16 protein-coding genes are annotated in these 18773 nt (G+C 50.3%); 4 read left to right on the top strand and 12 right to left on the bottom strand.

What is annotated here, in order from left to right:
• Positions 1–1542, top strand: coding sequence for a glycosyltransferase (locus tag MHB71_RS26940; RefSeq protein WP_340028143.1), 1542 nt, complete (start codon positions 1–3; stop codon positions 1540–1542).
• Entirely contained in the window at positions 1539–2210 is a 672-nt protein-coding gene (locus MHB71_RS26935; RefSeq protein WP_340028142.1) for a class I SAM-dependent methyltransferase, read from the top strand. Before MHB71_RS26940 ends, MHB71_RS26935 begins: the two co-directional genes overlap by 4 nt.
• Positions 2211–2476: 266 nt before the next feature.
• On the opposite strand, the gene MHB71_RS26930 is transcribed toward MHB71_RS26935, so the two are convergent.
• From MHB71_RS26930 to MHB71_RS26905, 6 genes are all read right to left on the bottom strand, one after another.
• On the bottom strand, positions 2477–2941 hold the full coding sequence (locus MHB71_RS26930) for a hypothetical protein (RefSeq protein WP_340028141.1): 465 nt from the start codon (positions 2939–2941) through the stop codon (positions 2477–2479).
• On the bottom strand, positions 2908–4515 hold the full coding sequence (locus MHB71_RS26925) for a glycosyltransferase (protein WP_340028140.1): 1608 nt from the start codon (positions 4513–4515) through the stop codon (positions 2908–2910). Before MHB71_RS26925 ends, MHB71_RS26930 begins: the two co-directional genes overlap by 34 nt.
• Before the next feature lie 80 nt (positions 4516–4595).
• The gene (locus MHB71_RS26920; protein WP_179088728.1) at positions 4596–6566 is read right to left on the bottom strand and encodes a glycosyltransferase; all 1971 of its coding nucleotides are present in this window, start codon (positions 6564–6566) and stop codon (positions 4596–4598) included.
• Positions 6523–8805, bottom strand: a complete 2283-nt coding sequence (locus tag MHB71_RS26915; protein WP_076320337.1) for a glycosyltransferase — start codon at positions 8803–8805, stop codon at positions 6523–6525. Before MHB71_RS26915 ends, MHB71_RS26920 begins: the two co-directional genes overlap by 44 nt.
• Before the next feature lie 78 nt (positions 8806–8883).
• On the bottom strand, positions 8884–10290 hold the full coding sequence (locus MHB71_RS26910) for a DUF6385 domain-containing protein (protein WP_235200712.1): 1407 nt from the start codon (positions 10288–10290) through the stop codon (positions 8884–8886).
• A gap of 45 nt (positions 10291–10335) precedes the next feature.
• Complete coding sequence (locus MHB71_RS26905; RefSeq protein WP_036606672.1) at positions 10336–10833, bottom strand: DUF6385 domain-containing protein; 498 nt, start codon at positions 10831–10833, stop codon at positions 10336–10338.
• Between the two features lie 198 nt (positions 10834–11031).
• Between MHB71_RS26905 and MHB71_RS26900 the strand changes: the two genes are divergently transcribed.
• Together MHB71_RS26900 and MHB71_RS26895 are read left to right on the top strand one after the other, a co-directional pair.
• On the top strand, positions 11032–11565 hold the full coding sequence (locus tag MHB71_RS26900) for a hypothetical protein (protein ID WP_036606670.1): 534 nt from the start codon (positions 11032–11034) through the stop codon (positions 11563–11565).
• 30 nt (positions 11566–11595) lie between these two features.
• The gene (locus MHB71_RS26895) at positions 11596–12177 is read left to right on the top strand and encodes a hypothetical protein (protein WP_076320338.1); all 582 of its coding nucleotides are present in this window, start codon (positions 11596–11598) and stop codon (positions 12175–12177) included.
• A 335-nt stretch (positions 12178–12512) separates the two neighbouring features.
• On the opposite strand, the gene MHB71_RS26890 is transcribed toward MHB71_RS26895, so the two are convergent.
• From MHB71_RS26890 to MHB71_RS26865, 6 genes are all read right to left on the bottom strand, one after another.
• On the bottom strand, positions 12513–12761 hold the full coding sequence (locus tag MHB71_RS26890) for a hypothetical protein (protein WP_076320089.1): 249 nt from the start codon (positions 12759–12761) through the stop codon (positions 12513–12515).
• A gap of 34 nt (positions 12762–12795) precedes the next feature.
• The gene (locus MHB71_RS26885; RefSeq protein ID WP_076320090.1) at positions 12796–13578 is read right to left on the bottom strand and encodes a hypothetical protein; all 783 of its coding nucleotides are present in this window, start codon (positions 13576–13578) and stop codon (positions 12796–12798) included.
• 643 nt (positions 13579–14221) lie between these two features.
• Positions 14222–15568, bottom strand: coding sequence for an MFS transporter (locus MHB71_RS26880; protein WP_083669954.1), 1347 nt, complete (start codon positions 15566–15568; stop codon positions 14222–14224).
• A 69-nt stretch (positions 15569–15637) separates the two neighbouring features.
• Positions 15638–16816: a winged helix-turn-helix domain-containing protein gene (locus tag MHB71_RS26875; RefSeq protein ID WP_076320091.1), complete on the bottom strand. Its 1179-nt coding sequence runs from the start codon at positions 16814–16816 to the stop codon at positions 15638–15640.
• A gap of 193 nt (positions 16817–17009) precedes the next feature.
• A complete protein-coding gene (locus MHB71_RS26870; protein ID WP_036606660.1) occupies positions 17010–17804 on the bottom strand; it encodes an ATP-binding cassette domain-containing protein in 795 nt (264 codons plus the stop codon).
• A gap of 2 nt (positions 17805–17806) precedes the next feature.
• The gene (locus MHB71_RS26865) at positions 17807–18727 is read right to left on the bottom strand and encodes an ABC transporter permease (RefSeq protein ID WP_017691724.1); all 921 of its coding nucleotides are present in this window, start codon (positions 18725–18727) and stop codon (positions 17807–17809) included.
• Between the last annotated feature and the right edge of the window lie 46 nt (positions 18728–18773).

Genomic DNA, 18773 nt, shown 5'->3' with positions numbered 1-18773 from the left:
ATGGGCGTGGTGAGTATTCTGACGCATAGTTTCACCGATGGGTATAACCGGGAATTCGGTCGTGTATTTGGTGGCGGACTGGAACGCTATATTCTGGATCTGTGCAGTGTCATCCGAGGACTCGGGCATATCCCCGAGGTTCATCAGCTCTCTTATTTTGAAGAATTCCAGACTCGGACGGAGCAGATTGACGTATTTGGTTATTCGTACGACATGGATAATGTACCGGAAGCCTTTGACCGGATGGCAGCCGCAGCGCGCGGCCCCGTGATCTATGCCAGCTGTCTGTGGCAACCCATTACCTACAAACCCGGCAGTCTTGGCATCTGTCACGGCATTAACTGGGATCGTCCCGGACTGCCACTGGAGACCAAACAACAAGTCGCGGAACATATTCAACTGGCTCTGGATGGACTCGTGCGCATTGTATCCGTGGATTCCCATTTCCAGACCTTTTGCCGGGCTGCGTGCACCTATACCGATCCAAGGCAGGTTGTCCTGATTCCCAATGCAGTGGATACATCCTATTTCACACCTGCCCCGCCAACGCGGACCTTCGAGCAGAAACAGGAAGACGAATGGCTTGTCGCATGGAAGAATGATCTGGCAAGTCATGTAGAGAGTGCTGGTGCAGTTATATCAGGGGTGCAGGCTGCAGAAGGCAAGGGTGGAACGAGTGGTGCTGGAGCGAACAGCGGTAAGGCTAACAGAGATGGAGGTGGAGATACAGATAGCGATCAAGAACGAGAGGGGAAAGAAACGGTAGATTTCCATTTACAGTTATCGAAACTGGAAGAAGTCGAGGCAGATGGCGTAACGTATAGGTTTGCTCATAATCACCGGAATTCAAAGGATTGGGCTACGGAGATTCTGGTAGAAGCAGATGCTGAGTATCAGGTTAATGGTCCGATTCAGGGACAGGTTGAAAAGAAAACTGTGGATGCCCGTATAACCTCTCCCCGCCCAATTCGCATTATCTATCCACGCCGCATCAGCATGGAACGGGGTATTATTCCAATGATGTTGGCGGCGGATAAACTACTTGGAGCCTTTCCAGATCTGGAGATTGAATTTGCCGGGGAACTGGTCGAAGGTAGCACGGTCGGGAGAGTCTTTCGTTACTGGCATCGTACTCATCCACATGCGGAGCGAATTAACCAGCGCACGTATGATTTCCGGGATATTCGGGAGGCCTACCATCAGGCAGATATCGCTGTGATTCCAACTGTGTTCTCGGAAGGCACCTCCTATGCCTGTCTGGAAGCGATGAGCTGTGGACTTCCGGTAATTGCCTCCAATGTTGGCGGATTGAATGATCTGATTCAGGATGGTTTTAATGGGCTACTGGTACCTCCTGGTGAGCAGGAACTAACCGCTGCACTGGTACGTCTTGTACAGGATCGGGCCGAGCGAGAACGACTGGGAATCTATGCGCGCGAGACTGCACTGTCCTATGATCTTGCCAGGTGGCGGAGCCGGTGGAGCACGGTGTTGGAATCTTTTTTGGCAGAGACAGGATTAAAGGAGGGAATTCGGGGATGATGGATACGCCCAAGGCAACGGAATTCATGGAATCAAGATACATTCGGCAAAGTGACCCTAAAACGGACACATTGGTCTTCCCGCTGCATCCGGCATGGTGGAGCCGTCCCTACGAATATGAATGGGCCCGGCGGTTTGCACGTCCAGATGATGTCGTCCTTGATGCAGCCTGCGGCATCTCCCATCCGTTCAAATTCTGGCTTGCCGAACACTGCCGCGAGGTTCACGCTTGTGACTGGGATGAACGTATTTTGTCTGAAGAGGCGATAAGACTGGATATTGTTTCTGATTTTGGCGAGCAGGCCGCTCAGGATCTGCCGGAATCAACTCTCGACCGATTGCACCGTGCAAAGGCTAATCTGGCCCAGCTTCCGTACGAGTCGGGTAAGTTTGATCGGGTGTTCTGTATCTCTGTACTGGAGCATCTGGATACGGGCACGATGCTGCGAGCTTTTCGTGAATTCGCTCGGGTGCTGAAACCAAACGGACAGTTAATTGCTACCTTCGATGTGCCCGAGATGCGGCCTGATCTGCTGGAGACAATCATGGCTGTCACCGGATTAACCATTGAAGATAAGCTGAATGTGAAAGAGCCAGACGATGCCATCTGGTCTGACATGTACGGCGCGCCGATCCGCTGTTTTCGAGCGGTGATATGCAAAGGTTGAGACGAATTGGGTTTCGTTGAGTTAAGTGCAGAATGGAAAATTGAGGGCTTAAGGGCTTCACCCATTAGCAACGGAACAATACACGGTTCGGGCAATACTCCGATTACCGGTAGCTCCGTTGCTCTTTTGCAATTTCAATCGGATGGGCTAGTGCGGGAATATGTGGGGATGTACAGGGGTTGGAGGTTGGGGACTAGAGACTAGAAATAAGAGATTAGTGATTAAGGATTAAAGATTAAAGATTAAAGATTAAAGATTAAAGGAAATTATAGGTGTACCAGTAACATGTTGCACTGGTTGGTGTACTCTTTGGCATAGGCTGCGCCGGGTGCTGTCAGGCGCAACAGGGTTTGCAGGCCCGGCGGGATTGTCGTCGCCGGGCGACCTGTGGCGGCAGGTTGCCGCGCAGTGAGTTGGGCCGATTTGGCCCATTCACGCGCCAGGTTCTGCCGCCCGGCGAGCAGCGCGAGCGTGCCCGCGAGGAGCGCGTAAGCGGTACGCTCCGGGGCGGGCACTTCGTCCGCGTGGGGCTGCTGCGCGCCGTCAGGCGTGCCGCATAGCGCAAGCAGCCCTTCGCGGACGCTAGCGGGTGCGCGCAGCAACCCGCAGCGTGCCGCAGGCGGAAGCGCTGCGAGCAACGCCAGCGCGCCGCGAGGCGGCAGGGCTTGCAGCAGGCGCAGCCATGCGGCCCAGGCGCCTACGCCGGCGAGCGCTTGCGCAGCCGCGAGCACGCCGCCCGGCGCAGGCGCGGTCGGGCCGCCTGGCGCTGCGCCGCGGGGCGGGCTGCACGCCAGGCCACTGCTGCCGGCCGTGGCACCGCGCAGCAGCAGCGCCTCGGCGGCGTGGGCCGCTGCGGGCAGCGCTGCCGCATGGCGAGCCGCCGCTCGGGCGTTGCGCCCGCCGGGCTGCTTGTGGCCCAGCGCCCACAGCGCCAGGGCCGCCTCTGGCCCGTGCTGCGCATGCGCCGCGCAGGGCTGCAAAGCCGCCCGAGCCGCGGCGTTCTCGCCCAGGCCTGGGCCAGCGCAAGCCCGGCGGCCAGCGGCTGTGCCCGCAGCGGGCCAGCCAGCGCCGCCGCATGGCGTAGCAGCCACTCCGGCCGATGCGCGGCAAGCGCGGCCGGGATCAACGCTTGCCATGCCGCAGGCGGCAAGCTTACCCGGGCTGCGACGCTGGCGATGGCATGCGGCCGCCCTGTGGCTGCGGCCAGCAACAACAGCCGCTGCCATGCAGCCATGCTGCCGGGTTGCATGCTCAGCGCCGCCGTGTATGCGGTTTCTGCCTCTGCCCAACGGCCAGCCCGCTCATATGCCATGCCTTCCAGCGTCAGGCTACGATAGGTCCCAGCACCAGAGACTGATGTATACCTGCTGGCTGTGGAAGCAGCTGATTTAGCCTGATTTAACCAGTTCAAGGCCACATTCTCTCTCCCTTGATCCAGTTCTAGGACAGCACCAAGCTCCAACAAATCCGGGAAATCCTCATACACGGGCGCCCATGCTTCCACCACAGCAAGCGCCCGTTCTGGACTGCCAATCTCTCGCCAGGCGTAAGCCGTTTTCAGCACCAGATCCGAGTGATATCCACACTCCGGCGTAAGCTGTGCCAATAATGGCTGCAACAACCGGAGTGCTTCGTCATACTTCGCTTGCTGAAACCATTCGGCGGCCAGAGCATATAACAGCTCCGGTTGATCTCCCTCCTGATTCAACGCGGAACGTATCAACTGCATGTTGCGTGCACCTTTATTTTTGGCGGTAATCGCCTGCTCCAGATATCCGTAATGAATGACTTCAAGTCCAGAATGAAGCACACCTTGCGGAGTCAGTGCCATGATGGACGAAGCGATCTCTTCATGAATTCTACCCTGAAAGGCAATTCGGGGATCATTTCGGAACAAGCGACACACCGCATCCGTCACACGCTCTTCACCGGACACACCCAACAGACTTGTGACCTGTATCCAGTATCCCCACACGTCATCCCTGCTTGCTGCTAACAACCGCATGAGTTCTGTCTTCATCTGAGGGGTCTGTACCCATACCTCATCCGCATCAAGCACCAGAATCCAAGGATTCGTAGCAGCGGCCAGCGACAGATTACGGGCTTCACTGAAATCTCCATTCCATTCCGTACGAATTACAATGGCCCCATGGAGACGCGCAATTCCGATTGTATTATCCACCGATCCGGTATCCACGATGATGATCTCATCCACAACATCCCTGACTGCATTCAAGCACCGCTGGAGTGACACCGCTTCATCCTTCACGATCATACACAAGCTAATCCCTATGCCCATATTCATCACCACCCCTCACCAACGGAGTTCACCCCACCCATTAGCCTGCTGATTTAAGTTTGACCCCGGACCTGCCTGATCCCCTCTCAGCTCTCAAACCCGTCCGCTCCCGGCAACTCCAGCCGAATATGCTGAACGACAGGCCAACAACGGTGCCGCTGTCCATCTGCATGCTGAGCGAACACCTCCAGATGATGGTCCGCAGCACTGACCAATCCTTTCACCAGCCAGCTTGTTCCCGTCAGGGTATCCGAAGCCCCAGGGAACGAATCAATGTCACTCACCTTCCCGTTTTCCTTTTTCCCTTCCATCTCTTTCTCCTTCTCTCCCATTCGAACGCTCTGTTCCACCGATAATCCTTCTCCAGCCAATTGCTGTCGACACATCTGAATTAGGCTATGCAGCTCTTTCCATCTCCCTGACTGTACACATCCTTCCATCATCAGTCCGAGCGCCTGCCAGCCATCATACTCTGCTCCTGCAACCGTTCCGTCCATACCGGAGTCCGTGTCCTTCTTCTTTGTCGCTCTCAGACCAGCAATTCGTCCTGTCTGCACAGCAGGTTCCTTATTCGTTACTGCCCCAGCCTGAGAACTACGCTTCAACCACAAGGTCAATGGATCATCTCCGTTGGCTTTCTTCCCCTCGATCCACTCCAAACGTTCGAGCCATCGTGCAGACGAGATCGCGAGTAGCCCTTTTTTCCGCTGCACAGGTTCCAATTTCAGACGCGCCTTGTTCCATCTTCCCTGTTGGATTTGGAGCATCGACTCCGCCACAGATAAACGCTCCCTCATCTCTGCGGAGGGTTGTGAGGATATACCCGATAACAATTGCAGAGCCGCATCATAACAACGAGATTGCTCCAGAATACCCAATACTTTGTGTGTAGCCTCTTCCGAACTGAGTGCAAAGCGCTCCCTCACCAGCTCTGGAATCTGATGTTCCTGCCCGGAGACTCGCATAATTCGGAATATCCGATAGAGCGGCGGTAACAGACTGGATTTGGCACGTACCGCTTCCACGTAAGCATCTACCGCACCCTCCAGATCTGCCCTTCCTTCCAGTAATCGTCCTAACGTATACCACGTCTGATAGGTGCCGATGCCTTCTTCCGTATGATATATGGGTGGAGGTGGTCCCATACGGACAGCTTCACGCAGCGAATATTCTGCCCGATCTGCATCACCCAAGGCGTCTGCACATACCCCGCGATGGTGCATCAGATCCGTGTACTCTGGAAAGAGTTCAAGCGCAGCATCAATGCGATCTAATGCCTCCTGCCAGCGATTCAGATGCTGGAGACAACGAACTTCATATTTGAACAGCAAATGCGCGTAACTGGTCACCGCAGGATCAATCCCCATCCGAGCCACACCAAACGTCTCCAACGCCCGCTCCGCTTCCCCCACACGCAGATACTCGACACCCAGATTATAGTGATGGAACGGCTGATCTGGTTCTTCCTCCACTGCCTGTTGCAGCAGGCGAACATTACGGTTCACCTTATCTTTGCGCTCCACAATCGCCGTCTGATACCCATAATGATGGATGACCATGTCCGTCACATGAAATGCAGCCTCTGGATTCCCACGACAGATCGCCGCCGCAATCTGCTCATGAATTCGACCTTCGAACCGATGCTCCGGGGCATTACGGAAGAGACGCAAAACCGGATTCACTGTAACCCCCTGCTGACCCGTACCTGTATAGTTATGAATGTTTAAAAACAATCCGTCACATCCGCTGACCGACGTCCAGCTCCTGATCTGCTCCCGCGCAGCCCTATCGAGCGCCTCGTCCGCATCAAGAAAGAGAATCCAGTCGCCGGAAGCGCGCTCCAGGCCAGCATTCCGTGCTGCGGCAAAATCATCGCACCACTCAAATCGCACAACCAACGCGCCATATTGCTGCGCAATCTCCGCGCTGCGATCCGATGAACCGGTGTCCACCACAATAATTTCGTCCACCGCTCCCTGGACACTGGCAAGACAATGAGGCAGCAACTCTTCCTCATCCTTCACGATCATGCATAGGGAAATTCGTTCCGCTCGCAAGCTGATTCCTCCTTTCCTTTGCATGGAAAAGCGTACGCCACGGCATACCATCGGTCGTTCGCAGCCTTTGTTCCAGTGCATTATGTTGTGCAGCGAGTACACCTGAAGAAGGAGATCGAACCAATTCCTGCCGAATCGCCTCCATTGCCAATCGCATGTAACATACAGCTGCTCCAACTCGGGCCTGCCACATATCAGGCTCCCGCTCCAGAGCCTGCTCGAACAGAGACAGCGCTTGATCGTTGTGGCCTTTTGCATACAGCGTTTCACCCAACCAGAATAACCCTTCGGCATCCAGTTCACTCTCGGTCATGCACTGAATCAGGATGTTCGCGGCTACCATGGTATACCCGTGACGATACAGCAGACTTGCAAACTTTCGCCTTCGAGTTAAAGTCGTTCCCCAATGATCACACATCATCATGGCCCGCAACTCATGCAGTTGCTCAGCAAGTGTGAGCTGTCCTATCTTTACGGCTTGCTGCACAACCTTCTCTGCTACCATTTCTGCCTGCGGACCCCATTGAATAAGCTTCTGTTCTTGTGACGCAGGTTCCATGCTTCGCGGCTCTTTCGATAGCTGATCCAGCAGTCGATCCATGACCTTCCAAACGTTCTTTTCTTGTGGAAGCGTAGTTGCGAGGAACGCCTCGGATAATCTTAATCCGTTGGCCCAACAAGCCAGTGCCCAATCCATTCTGTGCCCAGCCAGCAGATTGACTTCATGCACACACCCCACGCTCCAGTGTTCTTCTGCCAGTTGCAGTGCTTCGGAAACCCTATTCGCACACAACATCCAATGTATTTGATCCGCTACATGGATACGAGCAGTACACGAATCTGCATCCAGCATTTTCAATGCCTGTTCATATGCTCCACAGCCTGTTAGAACATAAATCATTTGCACCAGATGATCCTCATTTGTCACTGCATATGAATGGGGCATTTCACCACGAATCAAATCACCGTGATCTGACTCTCCCATTCCTCTGCTTCTGGAAAGTAATGTTTCTGCTATGTTCTCATCCGTTTCACCGGATTGTTGTAGCACGTCTGCCAACCCGGCCCATGAAGGAGCATATGTGAACATGCTGTCCAGAGCCAGCCCGTACAGATGTGCAGACTCTTTATAGAATCCCCGTTTCTGTGCAAGTCTTGCCATCGCAGTATAGGCTCTGTAACTGTTAGAACCCGCTTCCGTTACATATGACGCGTCTAACGTGCTACCGCCATCACTGTGTCCAACACGGTCTATTCCCTCCCGACAGTCCGTTGCTCGAGCATACGATTGATATGCACGCTCCTCCAAACCTTGCAGCTCCAACGTCTCCCCATACAACAGGTGCAGATCAGCATAAGATGGATAACGCTGTCTTTCCACAGCCAGAATTGCATGCGCCTCGTCGTAACGTTCCGATCCCACAAGGGTCTTTGCATAATCTCTAACCAGTGTAGGTCGATATGGTGCGAGCAACTCTGTCAGGTGTAATGATTCACTGAACGCTTCAATTGCCTTTTCAACCTCACCAAGCTGGCAATACGTTACTCCCAGATTGTACAGGTGAAAAGGATGTTTCGGGTCATCCTGTAATTCACGCTCAATCAGTTTCAAATTACGTCTTGGCTTATGCTCTTGCGCAATCGTTGAAGCCAGATATCCATCATGAATCAGACATAATGGAGCAAGCGGTTCAGTCTCGATCAATTGGCTTTGTTCTCCTGTACAGGTCTCGCTCTTATCCATATCACCAGCCACTTCTTGGACAAGCTCCCTTGGGCCACTACGAACCAATTGCTCATGAATACGCCCCTTGTATCGATATCCTTGATGAGCACGGAATAGTCTCACCGGCTGGGAGATTACCCTCTCTTCCACCCCTTCACCGTATCGATTCTCTATGGTAATACGTAATCTTGAAATGCTTTTATGGACTTTAGGTAAATAATTCAGCAGTTCTTCCAATCCCTGCGTAACGTACTCATCCGCATCCAAACACAGGACCCATTCCGTGCTCGCCAGAGGCAGGCTGATATTTCGTGCATAGGCAAAGTCATCTTCCCAACAGGCGTGCAACACCGTTGCTCCATACGTTCTGGCGATCTCGGGTGTACGGTCAGATGAGCCAGTATCGGTGATAAAACATTCCGTGCTGATATGCTTTAAGCTGTCGAGACAGCGGGGCAGGTGATGTTCTTCATTTTGCACAATCATATGAATTCCAAGTAAACGGTTCTTCAAATCCAACCACCTCCAATACAAAAAAGTACATGAAGTCCACCAAAGGAACTCCATGTACCTATATGACAAATAAATGGGTTATGTGCCTTGTCCATTGAAGAACACATCAATCGTGCTTGGTGCGCCGATTAGGCTGGAGCGGTAGGAAAGACGCGTGTATTTGAGAAAACGCTGAGGTACCAATACATCGACTGACCCGGACAAAATGCCCGTTACCGTCGTTACATCCGTGTACCAGTTCGTTCCGTTGGCGCTAATCTCAACAAGAGCATCTACCCGGTTTACACCCGGCCCCCGGTTATATACAAAGAAAGAATACGTGCCAAATACACTGGTCGTAACCGCCGGGAGCGCTGTGAAGGTGTTGGCGGTCGGGGTGCTTATGAGTTGGGACTCCTGAAAACTCTTCTGTGAAATGGACGTCACACTGCTAAGTGTTCCCGCGGTAATTGTAGCACCGAGCACGCTGGTGATTGTACCATTTAGCAGGTTTGTCAACGTCCCTGCAGTTACCGTTGCGCCAAGTACGCTTGTAATGGTTCCGTTCAATAAGTTTGTCAGTGTTCCTGCGGTAATCGTTGCTCCCAATACACTCGTGATCGTACCATTCAGCAAGTTCGTCAACGTTCCTGCGGTCACCGTGGCCCCGAGCACACTGGTAATGGTTCCGTTCAACAGGTTCGTCAGTGTTCCTGCTGTAATTGTCGCTCCGAGTATACCTGTGATGGTACCTGCTGTAATCGTGGCTCCGAGCACACTCGTGATCGTTCCCGCCGTAATCGTCGCTCCCAATACACTTGTAATCGTACCATTCAGCAAGTTTGTCAGTGTTCCTGCGGTCACCGTGGCCCCGAGCACACTCGTGATCGTTCCGGCGGTAATCGTTGCTCCCAATACACTTGTAATCGTACCATTCAGCAAGTTCGTCAATGTTCCTGCGGTCACCGTGGCCCCAAGCACACTCGTGATCGTTCCGGCGGTAATCGTTGCTCCCAATACACTTGTGATCGTACCATTCAGTAAGTTCGTCAATGTTCCGGCGGTCACCGTGGCTCCGAGCACACTCGTGATTGTACCGTTCAACAAGTTTGTCAGCGTTCCTGCTGTTACGGTTGCCCCGAGTACACTTGTAATCGTTCCCGCTGTGATCGTTGCTCCCAATACACTCGTGATCGTACCATTTAGCAAGTTCGTTAATGTACCCGCTGTAACTGTGGCCCCAAGCACACTGTTGATCGTACCTGCCGTGATCGTCGCTCCAAGCACACTCGTGATGGTTCCGTTCAGAATGTTGGTAATGGTTCCGGCGTTAATTGTAACCGTGGTCAGACCTGAGATGTTACTGATCGTTCCGTCCAAAATAATACCAACCACGTTCCCGCTTGTATCCGTTCTGACAGGCTGGGCTGTGCCTGTACTATCCTGACCAAAAATCAAGGTTCTCAGATTATCCGGATTCGTATTAAACGTTGTAAAGTTAGGCATGTGCCTCGTCCTCCTCCCTGGTCAAATCTGTGAGATCATACTCCCTTATGGCATACGCTGCGCCTGAAAGTAAACATCGAGCCGGGTCGGCTGATCCGGTTCAACGGATCGAATTGCAAGCCGGGTATAGTGCAAAAATCGCAATGGTACCAGCGCTTTGGTCTGGCCTCCCGCGACCACCTCCTGGCTGTCCACAGCATAATCCACGGCATTGGGGCTGATCTGGATCTGTACAATAGCCGGATGTTTGCCCCGATTCACAACGCCATAGGTATACATGCTAAGTGATGAGGTGTCTTGTGCCGGGAGTGAATCCATGCTGCTACTGGTTTCGGCTCCGACATACGTATGCTCTGTAAAACAATGAATAGCACCAGGGAGTTTCGTACGTGAGGAAGCACCCTGCTTGAACCGGGGACGAGTAATCCGGGAACAAGGGGGTTTCAGCAATTTAGCGCGGCAGGAATGACGGGAGCGGCGGCGACTGACATATTTAGTTGGTTGCTTCGTTCTCTTCTTGCTTTGCTTCGCTGTTCGACTCATCTCGATTTCCCCTTAAAAAATGTGCTTACGCATCGTATGCCCGGATTGGATATACGGGCACGGCAACCGCCGTTATTTCCAGATATACGGCTCAGTCCCCAATCCATTTTGCTTCTTTTCACATACACTGCAAGTACAATGAAATACGAATCAATCGGAATGTTGCTCAAATGAACTGGTCTATGGAAGGTGGATGAGATGACCAACTATAATGTATTCAACCAATCTAATCGTCCCCTGTTTACTCAACTGACCAATACCTTCTCAGCCCCGGGCATTGAAGCGTCACCAGACAGTGGTGCAGCTGCTGCAGGCAGTTTTTTTGCCCTGACGACCAACAATACCTTAATTCCTTCCAACCAGAGTCTTCTTCTACAGATCCTGAATGCCGCTGGCAGCGGCCGAACAATACGCATATCCAGCCTCACAGGAGGCACAACAGCGGCAGCTACTCTTGTTATCTATTCAGGAGGAACCGTGACTGTCGGTAGCACACCAGTGCCCGTCAATACGTTACTTGGAAATACCAACGCCAGTGTAGTTACCACAAGACAAAATACAGGTACTCTGGGGGGAACCTTCACAAGCATCGCAAGTATTCCGCTCACCGCAGGAATGTATTCACTGGATCTGAATGGCTCCATTATTGTTCCACCGGGACAAACATTATCCATTAGCGTAGGCACGGGGAATCAGACCGCAGCCATTAATCTGTTCTGGTGGGAAATCTGAGTTTGACCCTGATAAAAGGAGGTGCACACTGTGCCGAACAATAATGTATTCAACCCGTTAAGCCAGCCCGTCTATACGTCCAACACCAACACGTATATTTCTCCCGGCATTGTTGCACCTCCGGAGAATAATGCTGGCAGTACAGGCAATCTGTACAATGCAGGTTCCACCAACTCCACAACACTGGGGTTGCTGGGAGGAACGGTTATCGCCACCGTACAATTGGCCAATCCCGCAGGGAGCGGGAAAACCCTATACGTATCACGGCTCTCCGGCGGAATCACGGTATCACTCAATCTGTTATCTTCCTTCAGTGGTTCCATGAGTCTGAGCGCTAATGGAACACTGACATCGCCCACCGCACTCACATCGGTAAACAGCAATCTTTCCAGCAGCAATACCAGCGTAGCCACGGTACGCTTCTCTGCTGCTACACCTTCAGGAGCGACCCCATTGATGGCTATGCCCCTTCAAGCAGGGCCGTTTCTGTCCAATGAATTCGGCCGTTACGTGGTTCCTCCGGGTCAAGCCATTAACCTCTCTGTCAGCGGATCACTTTCAGTTGGTGGACTGATGGCCTCAACTGCTTATTTTGCTTGGTGGGAAGTATGATTCGTTCAACGATGTATAACAAAGGCAACGTGCAAACAGCCGCCCTTCGGTGACTACCGGAAGCCCCTTTGATAGAACGGATGAGCGACTTGGCTTCCGAGAGGGTGAGGGCGAAGCAGGAGGCTCGGCCTGCCGGAAGGTTAATCGCTTTCCCTCTGTTAACATTCGGAAAGCACAAGGGAAAATGCGAGTACAACAAAAAGACCTTCTCTGAAGAAGATCTTTATCTAGGTATCAATCCTACTCTCCGTTTGGAGAGTAAGCTTAATCATTAAGATCAAAAAGAGCACCCGTATGGATGCTCTTTAAGAATGAGTAAAACGATGATTTATTATTCAATGCACTTCTTTCTTTTTGTCCATTTCAGCCCATACTAGATAAATAATCCCTAGACAGAGTGCAATTATTTCTGGGACAAAAGAAAAGGATTTAGTAACTGACAAAGCATACTCAAACATACCCTCACCTAAAACATTATCTTTGCGGCCCATAATTGCCGCAACAATAAAATGTGTACTATTTCTCGAAATAAACAATATGGCAGAGATGACAAGGAGGGTAATACCAGCTGCCCGTTTATTCATATAATCATTCCTCCTTGGTATCAATAGATTTGTTTTAATTCGGAACTGTATCAGTTTCCATTATTACATAGAGCCCATCAGGCAATCCTGCATTTCCTTTTTTCGCGATATAAACGTCTAGAAAATATGTCTCATCAGTTATTTTCACATTGGTCTTACCATCGAAGTTCCATAGTTCTTCATACATTGTACCAAAAGAATTACTCATGTTGGGAGTATATTGCATCCATGAGTATTTTTTTGGAGGTATTGGTTGAGCAATTGAATCAGTGTTAGAGTATGAGTTGCTCCACGATGCCCCTACTGATACCCCTGCAGTAAATGCTTTTTTTGTATGAGAAGCGGATAAACTAACGTTACTCGTAAAGGATTGTGAAGCCGCAAAGGAGATAGTTCTAGTGGCAGTTTGTGTCCCAGAATTATAAACCGGAACGGAAATTCTGCGAGCTAAATTTTGCCGATACACTGTAGGTACGAAGCCAGCCTGAACGTATCTACTTCGATCAATCAAAGCAAATGGTGTAATCAAATCATCATCATTAGAACGACTCTTTAAATCCCCAATATTAATTCTATTAGTCATAATACTTTTCTGTGCCTCTAAAAGTTGTTGTTTTTCCTCATTTTCCTTTATTAAAAGATCATACTGCTCAGTATTAAGCTCTTTTTTCACCCCATCTTCAACGATAAATGCTCTTGATACATTAGACTCGGCCGAAACTGTATTTTCAGTTTCAGCAAAAGCAGCTGAGCTGGTACCTCCTACCAGTGCTACTACTAAAGACAGAATTACAGGAAACTTCAACTTCAACTTCATTTTTCACTTTCCCCTCTCTTAGGTTTATTTACGTACAACCAAATACAATTAATGTATTAAATGTATCTGATTATAATAAGAACACCTTATCTCAGTGTAAAGTTATGGGATTTTATAAAAAATAATAATTTATTATCCATATGAGAAAATAACATCCATATTTATAGGTTTCCACACCAGATCCAAGATATAATCACTAAAAAAATACCGATGAGGATCACCGTTTCTTTGAATATTCAAGCTCAATCAGAACAACACGTACTCTTCATCTAAGAATAGTTTTGGGAATTGATCTCTCACTTTTTCTTCCTTAGAATTTACAATCATTTTATAAGAAAATAGTTGAGCGTCACTGCTCCAAGGTTTAGTAACCCATAATTCACGGATTCTTTCCTCTTATTCATGTTCAGGATAAGGAACTATATCAGGATCAAGTAATGCATCATCAATTCCTAAAATATTGAAGATACGCTTGTCGTATCTTATTTACATGTAAGTTCGCTTCTCTCGGCTTTGGTAAAACCATGATTATCTCCTCACTCTTTTATGGTAGGAACAGCTAGCTATTAAGAGAGCCCCAAGTTTCAATATGGCTAGTTGTCTGACTGTGGATACAATGATGTTAGGTATCGGGTCAAAGCTGTCAGTCCAATTCCTGCGGAATAGTCTTTTTTGCTCCAGACACGAGAGGCTGCTTCCCTTCCCACAAAATGCGCTGTAGTAGTATGCCGGCAAAACCAATTACCAGCGTAGCGAGACCGATATATTGAAAGGTGGGGCTCGGCCCCGCAACTCGAATGAGCGCTCCACCTGCAAGTGGAGCTACAACCAGTACAACACTGGATAACGAGTTTTGAATGCCAAAGACGCGCCCTACATAGGCAGGAGGGGTTTCCTTTTGCAACAAATAATTCAGAGTTACCATAAATAGCCCATTACCCAGCCCAATGCAGAGGCCCCAGATAATAACCCAAATTTCAGGTGTTTGTGGGCCGATCCACCCCAGCGCAGCAATTCCGGCACCCACGAACAGATATCCTCCACCCAGTCCCCACCCATACCCAATTCTAGGCAAGCGATTTAACAACAAAATGGTGACGACTGCCCCGGCTCCTGCCGAAGACCCCAACCATCCGAGCAGTGATTCATTACCTGGCTTGATCTCCCGAAACAGGGTCGTAAACTGATAATCAATCATCAGAATGGCCATGAGTCCAAAACAGCCGAACAAAATCGTACTCATCACGGTGCGACTGCTCTGTATAAAACGCCAGCCTTGCTTCCACTGGGAGAACAAAGATTCCGATCCATCCTTTTCACTTGCAGTACTTCCGTCTGATTCAACGGACTCCGACTTTTCCACCAAACGCCGCAAGGGCCATAATACCGCACCCGACAACAGGCGGGTACAGGCATTAATGACAATACAGATTTGTGGTGAAAAGATGGCCAAAATGACTGCACCCAGAAGTGGTCCCGCCACTTTAGAACACTGGCTCACAAAACCGTTTAGGGATGATGCCTGAAACAGATGCTCCTCTGCCACCACCTGGCGGGTTAACGCCTGCTGAGCTGGAACGTGAAAAACTCCCATCATGGCCCGCAGGGCAAGAAGTGGAAGCAGCCAAGCCGGGCTTGGTGCGAATAAAATAGCAACGGTTAATCCCACGGTGATCACGTCACACAGGATCATGATCTTTACTTTGTGCAGACGATCAGCCAGGGCACCTGCAAAGGAGCCCAGCAGTATGCCTGGGACAGCCATACATACAGGAATAAGTGCAATGATCAGCGGATCGGCGCCCCAGCGGTAGGACACCATCACCTGGATGGCGAGTGCATCGAACCAATCTCCAAACGTAGCCAGTGAGTATGCGATAAACATGCGGACAAACTGGAGGTTAGTCCATAAGCTTTTGGAAGATTCCGCAGATGAGGCGGGTGATTCGGTGGATTCATTGGATGTGGGTTCATTTGAAATGACGGTCATACATGTACTTCCTCCCTTGATTACAGCCGTTAGCGGTCTGTATGTTCCTTGGCTGTAATCATAAGGGCGTTATATCAGAGGAAGATCAGAGGATGGGGAGGTAGGAGATAAAAAGTTACGTATTTCATCTACAATTTGTTGTCCATATGCGGGTACACCGTAACTTTTGCCGATCTCTGCATACACTTGACGATACTTACTGCGAATTCTGCCTTCGATTCGATGATGACCCAGGAATAGGAGAATCTGATATGCAGCATTCAGATATAGTGGTGCGTTCAGCGACATTTTCAATACATCCAGACCGTCATCCATTCTTAACTCTGCCTCACGAATCCGTCCCTGCCGAAGTAACCATAATCCTTCCATCACCTGAAAACGTCCAATCTCCCGCAGATACGGGGCATCCTTCAATCCTGACCGCAGAACTGCCATCTGGGCCTCAACAGCTTCACCGCTGCCACCCCACAGTTCCACATACAACGCTGCAAGTGCTACAGGCAGTCTGAAATTCTTGAGCTCGTCAGTCTCTATTACACGATATGTTTCTTCCAGCTGCTCTTTGGCACGTTGATATTGGCCCACCTCTACATAGACTTCAACGATGTTGAGAATGCGGAGTTCGCGAAGCTGATCGGCAGACAATGCAGCTGAATTCAGCGCCTGTTCATACAACTGAATACTATCCGCTGGTTCGATCAGGGGGTGCACAAAAATTAGTAGCCAATATAGTCGCTCCTCAAAAGGAATTTCCTTTGTTGTAATCAGCCATTCCAGATCTCCCTGTATAAAACGGATATACAACTGATAATAAGGGGCAATCTGAATGCCAAGTGCCTCCTGTTGTTCAACCAGGGTCTGTATGGCGTTTCCCTGCCCAAACACATGATATTTACGAAGTAATCCGTGAATGACCTCCTGCATTTCTGGGTCCTGAGCAGAGGGGCTAGCGGGTAGAGCGGACTTGTTCTCATGCACAGCAAGTCGATATCCGTAGCCCCGTACTGTATCCAGACGGATCTCGTCCCAGCGTTTCAGCTTCTTGCGCAGGCGATAGATATGATCGTCCACGGTGCGTTCAACCGGATATTCCAAAGGCCATACCCGATCCAGCAGTTGACTACGGGTGAAGGCTTTTTCCTTGTTTTCATACAGGAAATGCAGCAGTGCAAATTCCTTGGCGAGTAGACGAATGGATTCCGTTCGCCGTGTTACCGTATATGTCCCTTCATCCAATTGCAAAGACATGCCTGGTTCCTCCTACTATGTATAATTCGCTGATCCGAAATCGTATAGATTCATTCCATTTTTTCAACGTGTTCAACATACCATAAAAACCCTTTGCGAGAACGCAAAAGGTTTTTTATCGTCTAACTTATAGATGGCTTAGATTGTGGATTACGGTACGTATAGCTATTCTTCCAACAAGTGTTCCCTTGTCTTAACCCAGCACGACACGATCATCTGCCATTTTTTTGCCGCTAATCCGTTCGAATTCACCAAGCAACTCAGGGACAGTCAACGTACGCTTGCGCTCTTCGCTGACATCCAGAATTATTCGGCCTTTGTCCATCATGATCAGACGGTTACCCAGACGAATGGCCTGCTCCATATTGTGCGTCACCATCAATGTAGTCAGTCTCATCTCACGCACAAGTGTCTCCGTTAGTTCCGTGATCAGTTCGGCACGTGATGGGTCAAGGGCTGCCGTATGCTCATCCAATAGCAAAATTTGCGGCTGGGTAAACGTAGCCATTAACAGGCTAAGTGCCTGCCGCTCCCCACCAGACAAGAGACCCACTTTTGCATTCGGACGCTTCTCCAGTCCAATTCCCAACTTCTCCAGTTGCGTGTTAAAAATCTCCCGTCTGGCACGGGTAACTCCGAAGCCTAGTCCGCGTCCTTTGCCACGTTTGTATGCCATCGCCATATTCTCTTCAATGGACATATGTGGTGCTGTTCCTGCCATCGGGTCCTGAAACACCCGGCCAATCCAGCTGCTGCGTTTATGCTCCGGCAGGTTTTTGATGGAGCGGTCATTGATCAGTACATCGCCCATATCCGGCTTCATCACACCCGAAATGATGTTCATCAGCGTAGATTTACCGGCCCCGTTACTACCAATCACCGTCACAAAGTCTCCCGGATTCATCGTCAGATTCACACCAACCAGCGCGGTCTTCTCATCCGTTGTACCTGGGTTGAACAGCTTGGTTACTTGCGTAATCTCCAGCATGATCACATACCTCCCTTCGCCTGATGACCCCCGGATCGCATCAACTCTTCCGTTCGTTTGCGAGCCAGACTACGCTGCTTCATGGAGCGCTGCATCGTTGGGAATACAAGAGCAATAATGACGATCACCGCGGTGATCAACTTCAGATCAGATGTATCAAACCATTCCACTTGAAGCGCAAGCGCGACCACAATCCGATAAATGATTGAACCAACGATCGCTGCAAGTGTAGCCCAGAATACCGTTCTTGCTCCAAGAATGGCTTCACCGATAATGACGGAAGCCAGTCCAATAACGATCATACCGATGCCCATCGTGATGTCTGCAAAACCTGATTGCTGTGCAATGAATGCACCAGATAGTGCAACCAATCCATTGGATAAGCTGACACCTACAATGGTAGTCACATCCGTATTTGCACCAAAGCTGCGAATCATACGTTTGTTATCACCTGTCGCGCGGAGTGCCAGTCCAACATCTGTTTTCATGAACAGATCGAGCATGATTTTAAACACCAGCACCACGATGATAATTAACACCATGACATGCTCACCTGAGAATGGATTATCCATGCCCATAATGGATTTATTCGGTGCGCCAAGAATACGCATATTAATGGAGTAGAGCGCGATCATCATCAAAATCCCGGATAATAATCCGTTGATTTTGCCTTTGGTATGAAGCAGACCTGTACAAGCCCCAGCCACCATGCCGCCAGCCATTGCCGCCAAACAGGCAAGCCAAGGAGAGAAGTCATTGGAGATCATAACCGCCGCGATTGCGCCTCCTGTTGTAAAACTTCCGTCTACGGTAAGGTCAGGAAAATCGAGTATGCGGAACGTAATATATACACCAAGTGCCATCAGTGCATATAAAAGCCCCAGCTCGATCGCCCCTTCAATTGAATTCCAGCTTATACTCACACTACTTCCTCCCTGTCTATCGAAAAGAATGAGGCGAACCCGTTGC

The sequence above is a fragment of the Paenibacillus sp. FSL H7-0940 genome, from assembly GCF_037979415.1.
Lineage (GTDB): Bacteria > Bacillota > Bacilli > Paenibacillales > Paenibacillaceae > Paenibacillus > Paenibacillus amylolyticus.
Note: the sequence above shows the minus strand (reverse complement) of the source record. Positions and strands in the feature narration are given on the sequence as shown.

What these genes read in the sequence shown, in the direction of transcription:
- MHB71_RS26940 (WP_340028143.1), top strand. Translation starts at nt 1, where the DNA reads ATGGGCGTGGTGAGTATTCTGACGCATAGTTTCACCGATGGGTATAAC.
- MHB71_RS26935 (WP_340028142.1), top strand. Translation starts at nt 1,539, where the DNA reads ATGATGGATACGCCCAAGGCAACGGAATTCATGGAATCAAGATACATT.
- MHB71_RS26925 (WP_340028140.1), bottom strand. Translation starts at nt 4,515, where the DNA reads ATGAATATGGGCATAGGGATTAGCTTGTGTATGATCGTGAAGGATGAA.
- MHB71_RS26910 (WP_235200712.1), bottom strand. Translation starts at nt 10,290, where the DNA reads ATGCCTAACTTTACAACGTTTAATACGAATCCGGATAATCTGAGAACC.
- MHB71_RS26905 (WP_036606672.1), bottom strand. Translation starts at nt 10,833, where the DNA reads ATGAGTCGAACAGCGAAGCAAAGCAAGAAGAGAACGAAGCAACCAACT.
- MHB71_RS26900 (WP_036606670.1), top strand. Translation starts at nt 11,032, where the DNA reads ATGACCAACTATAATGTATTCAACCAATCTAATCGTCCCCTGTTTACT.
- MHB71_RS26890 (WP_076320089.1), bottom strand. Translation starts at nt 12,761, where the DNA reads ATGAATAAACGGGCAGCTGGTATTACCCTCCTTGTCATCTCTGCCATA.
- MHB71_RS26885 (WP_076320090.1), bottom strand. Translation starts at nt 13,578, where the DNA reads ATGAAGTTGAAGTTGAAGTTTCCTGTAATTCTGTCTTTAGTAGTAGCA.
- MHB71_RS26880 (WP_083669954.1), bottom strand. Translation starts at nt 15,568, where the DNA reads ATGACCGTCATTTCAAATGAACCCACATCCAATGAATCCACCGAATCA.
- MHB71_RS26875 (WP_076320091.1), bottom strand. Translation starts at nt 16,816, where the DNA reads ATGTCTTTGCAATTGGATGAAGGGACATATACGGTAACACGGCGAACG.
- MHB71_RS26870 (WP_036606660.1), bottom strand. Translation starts at nt 17,804, where the DNA reads ATGCTGGAGATTACGCAAGTAACCAAGCTGTTCAACCCAGGTACAACG.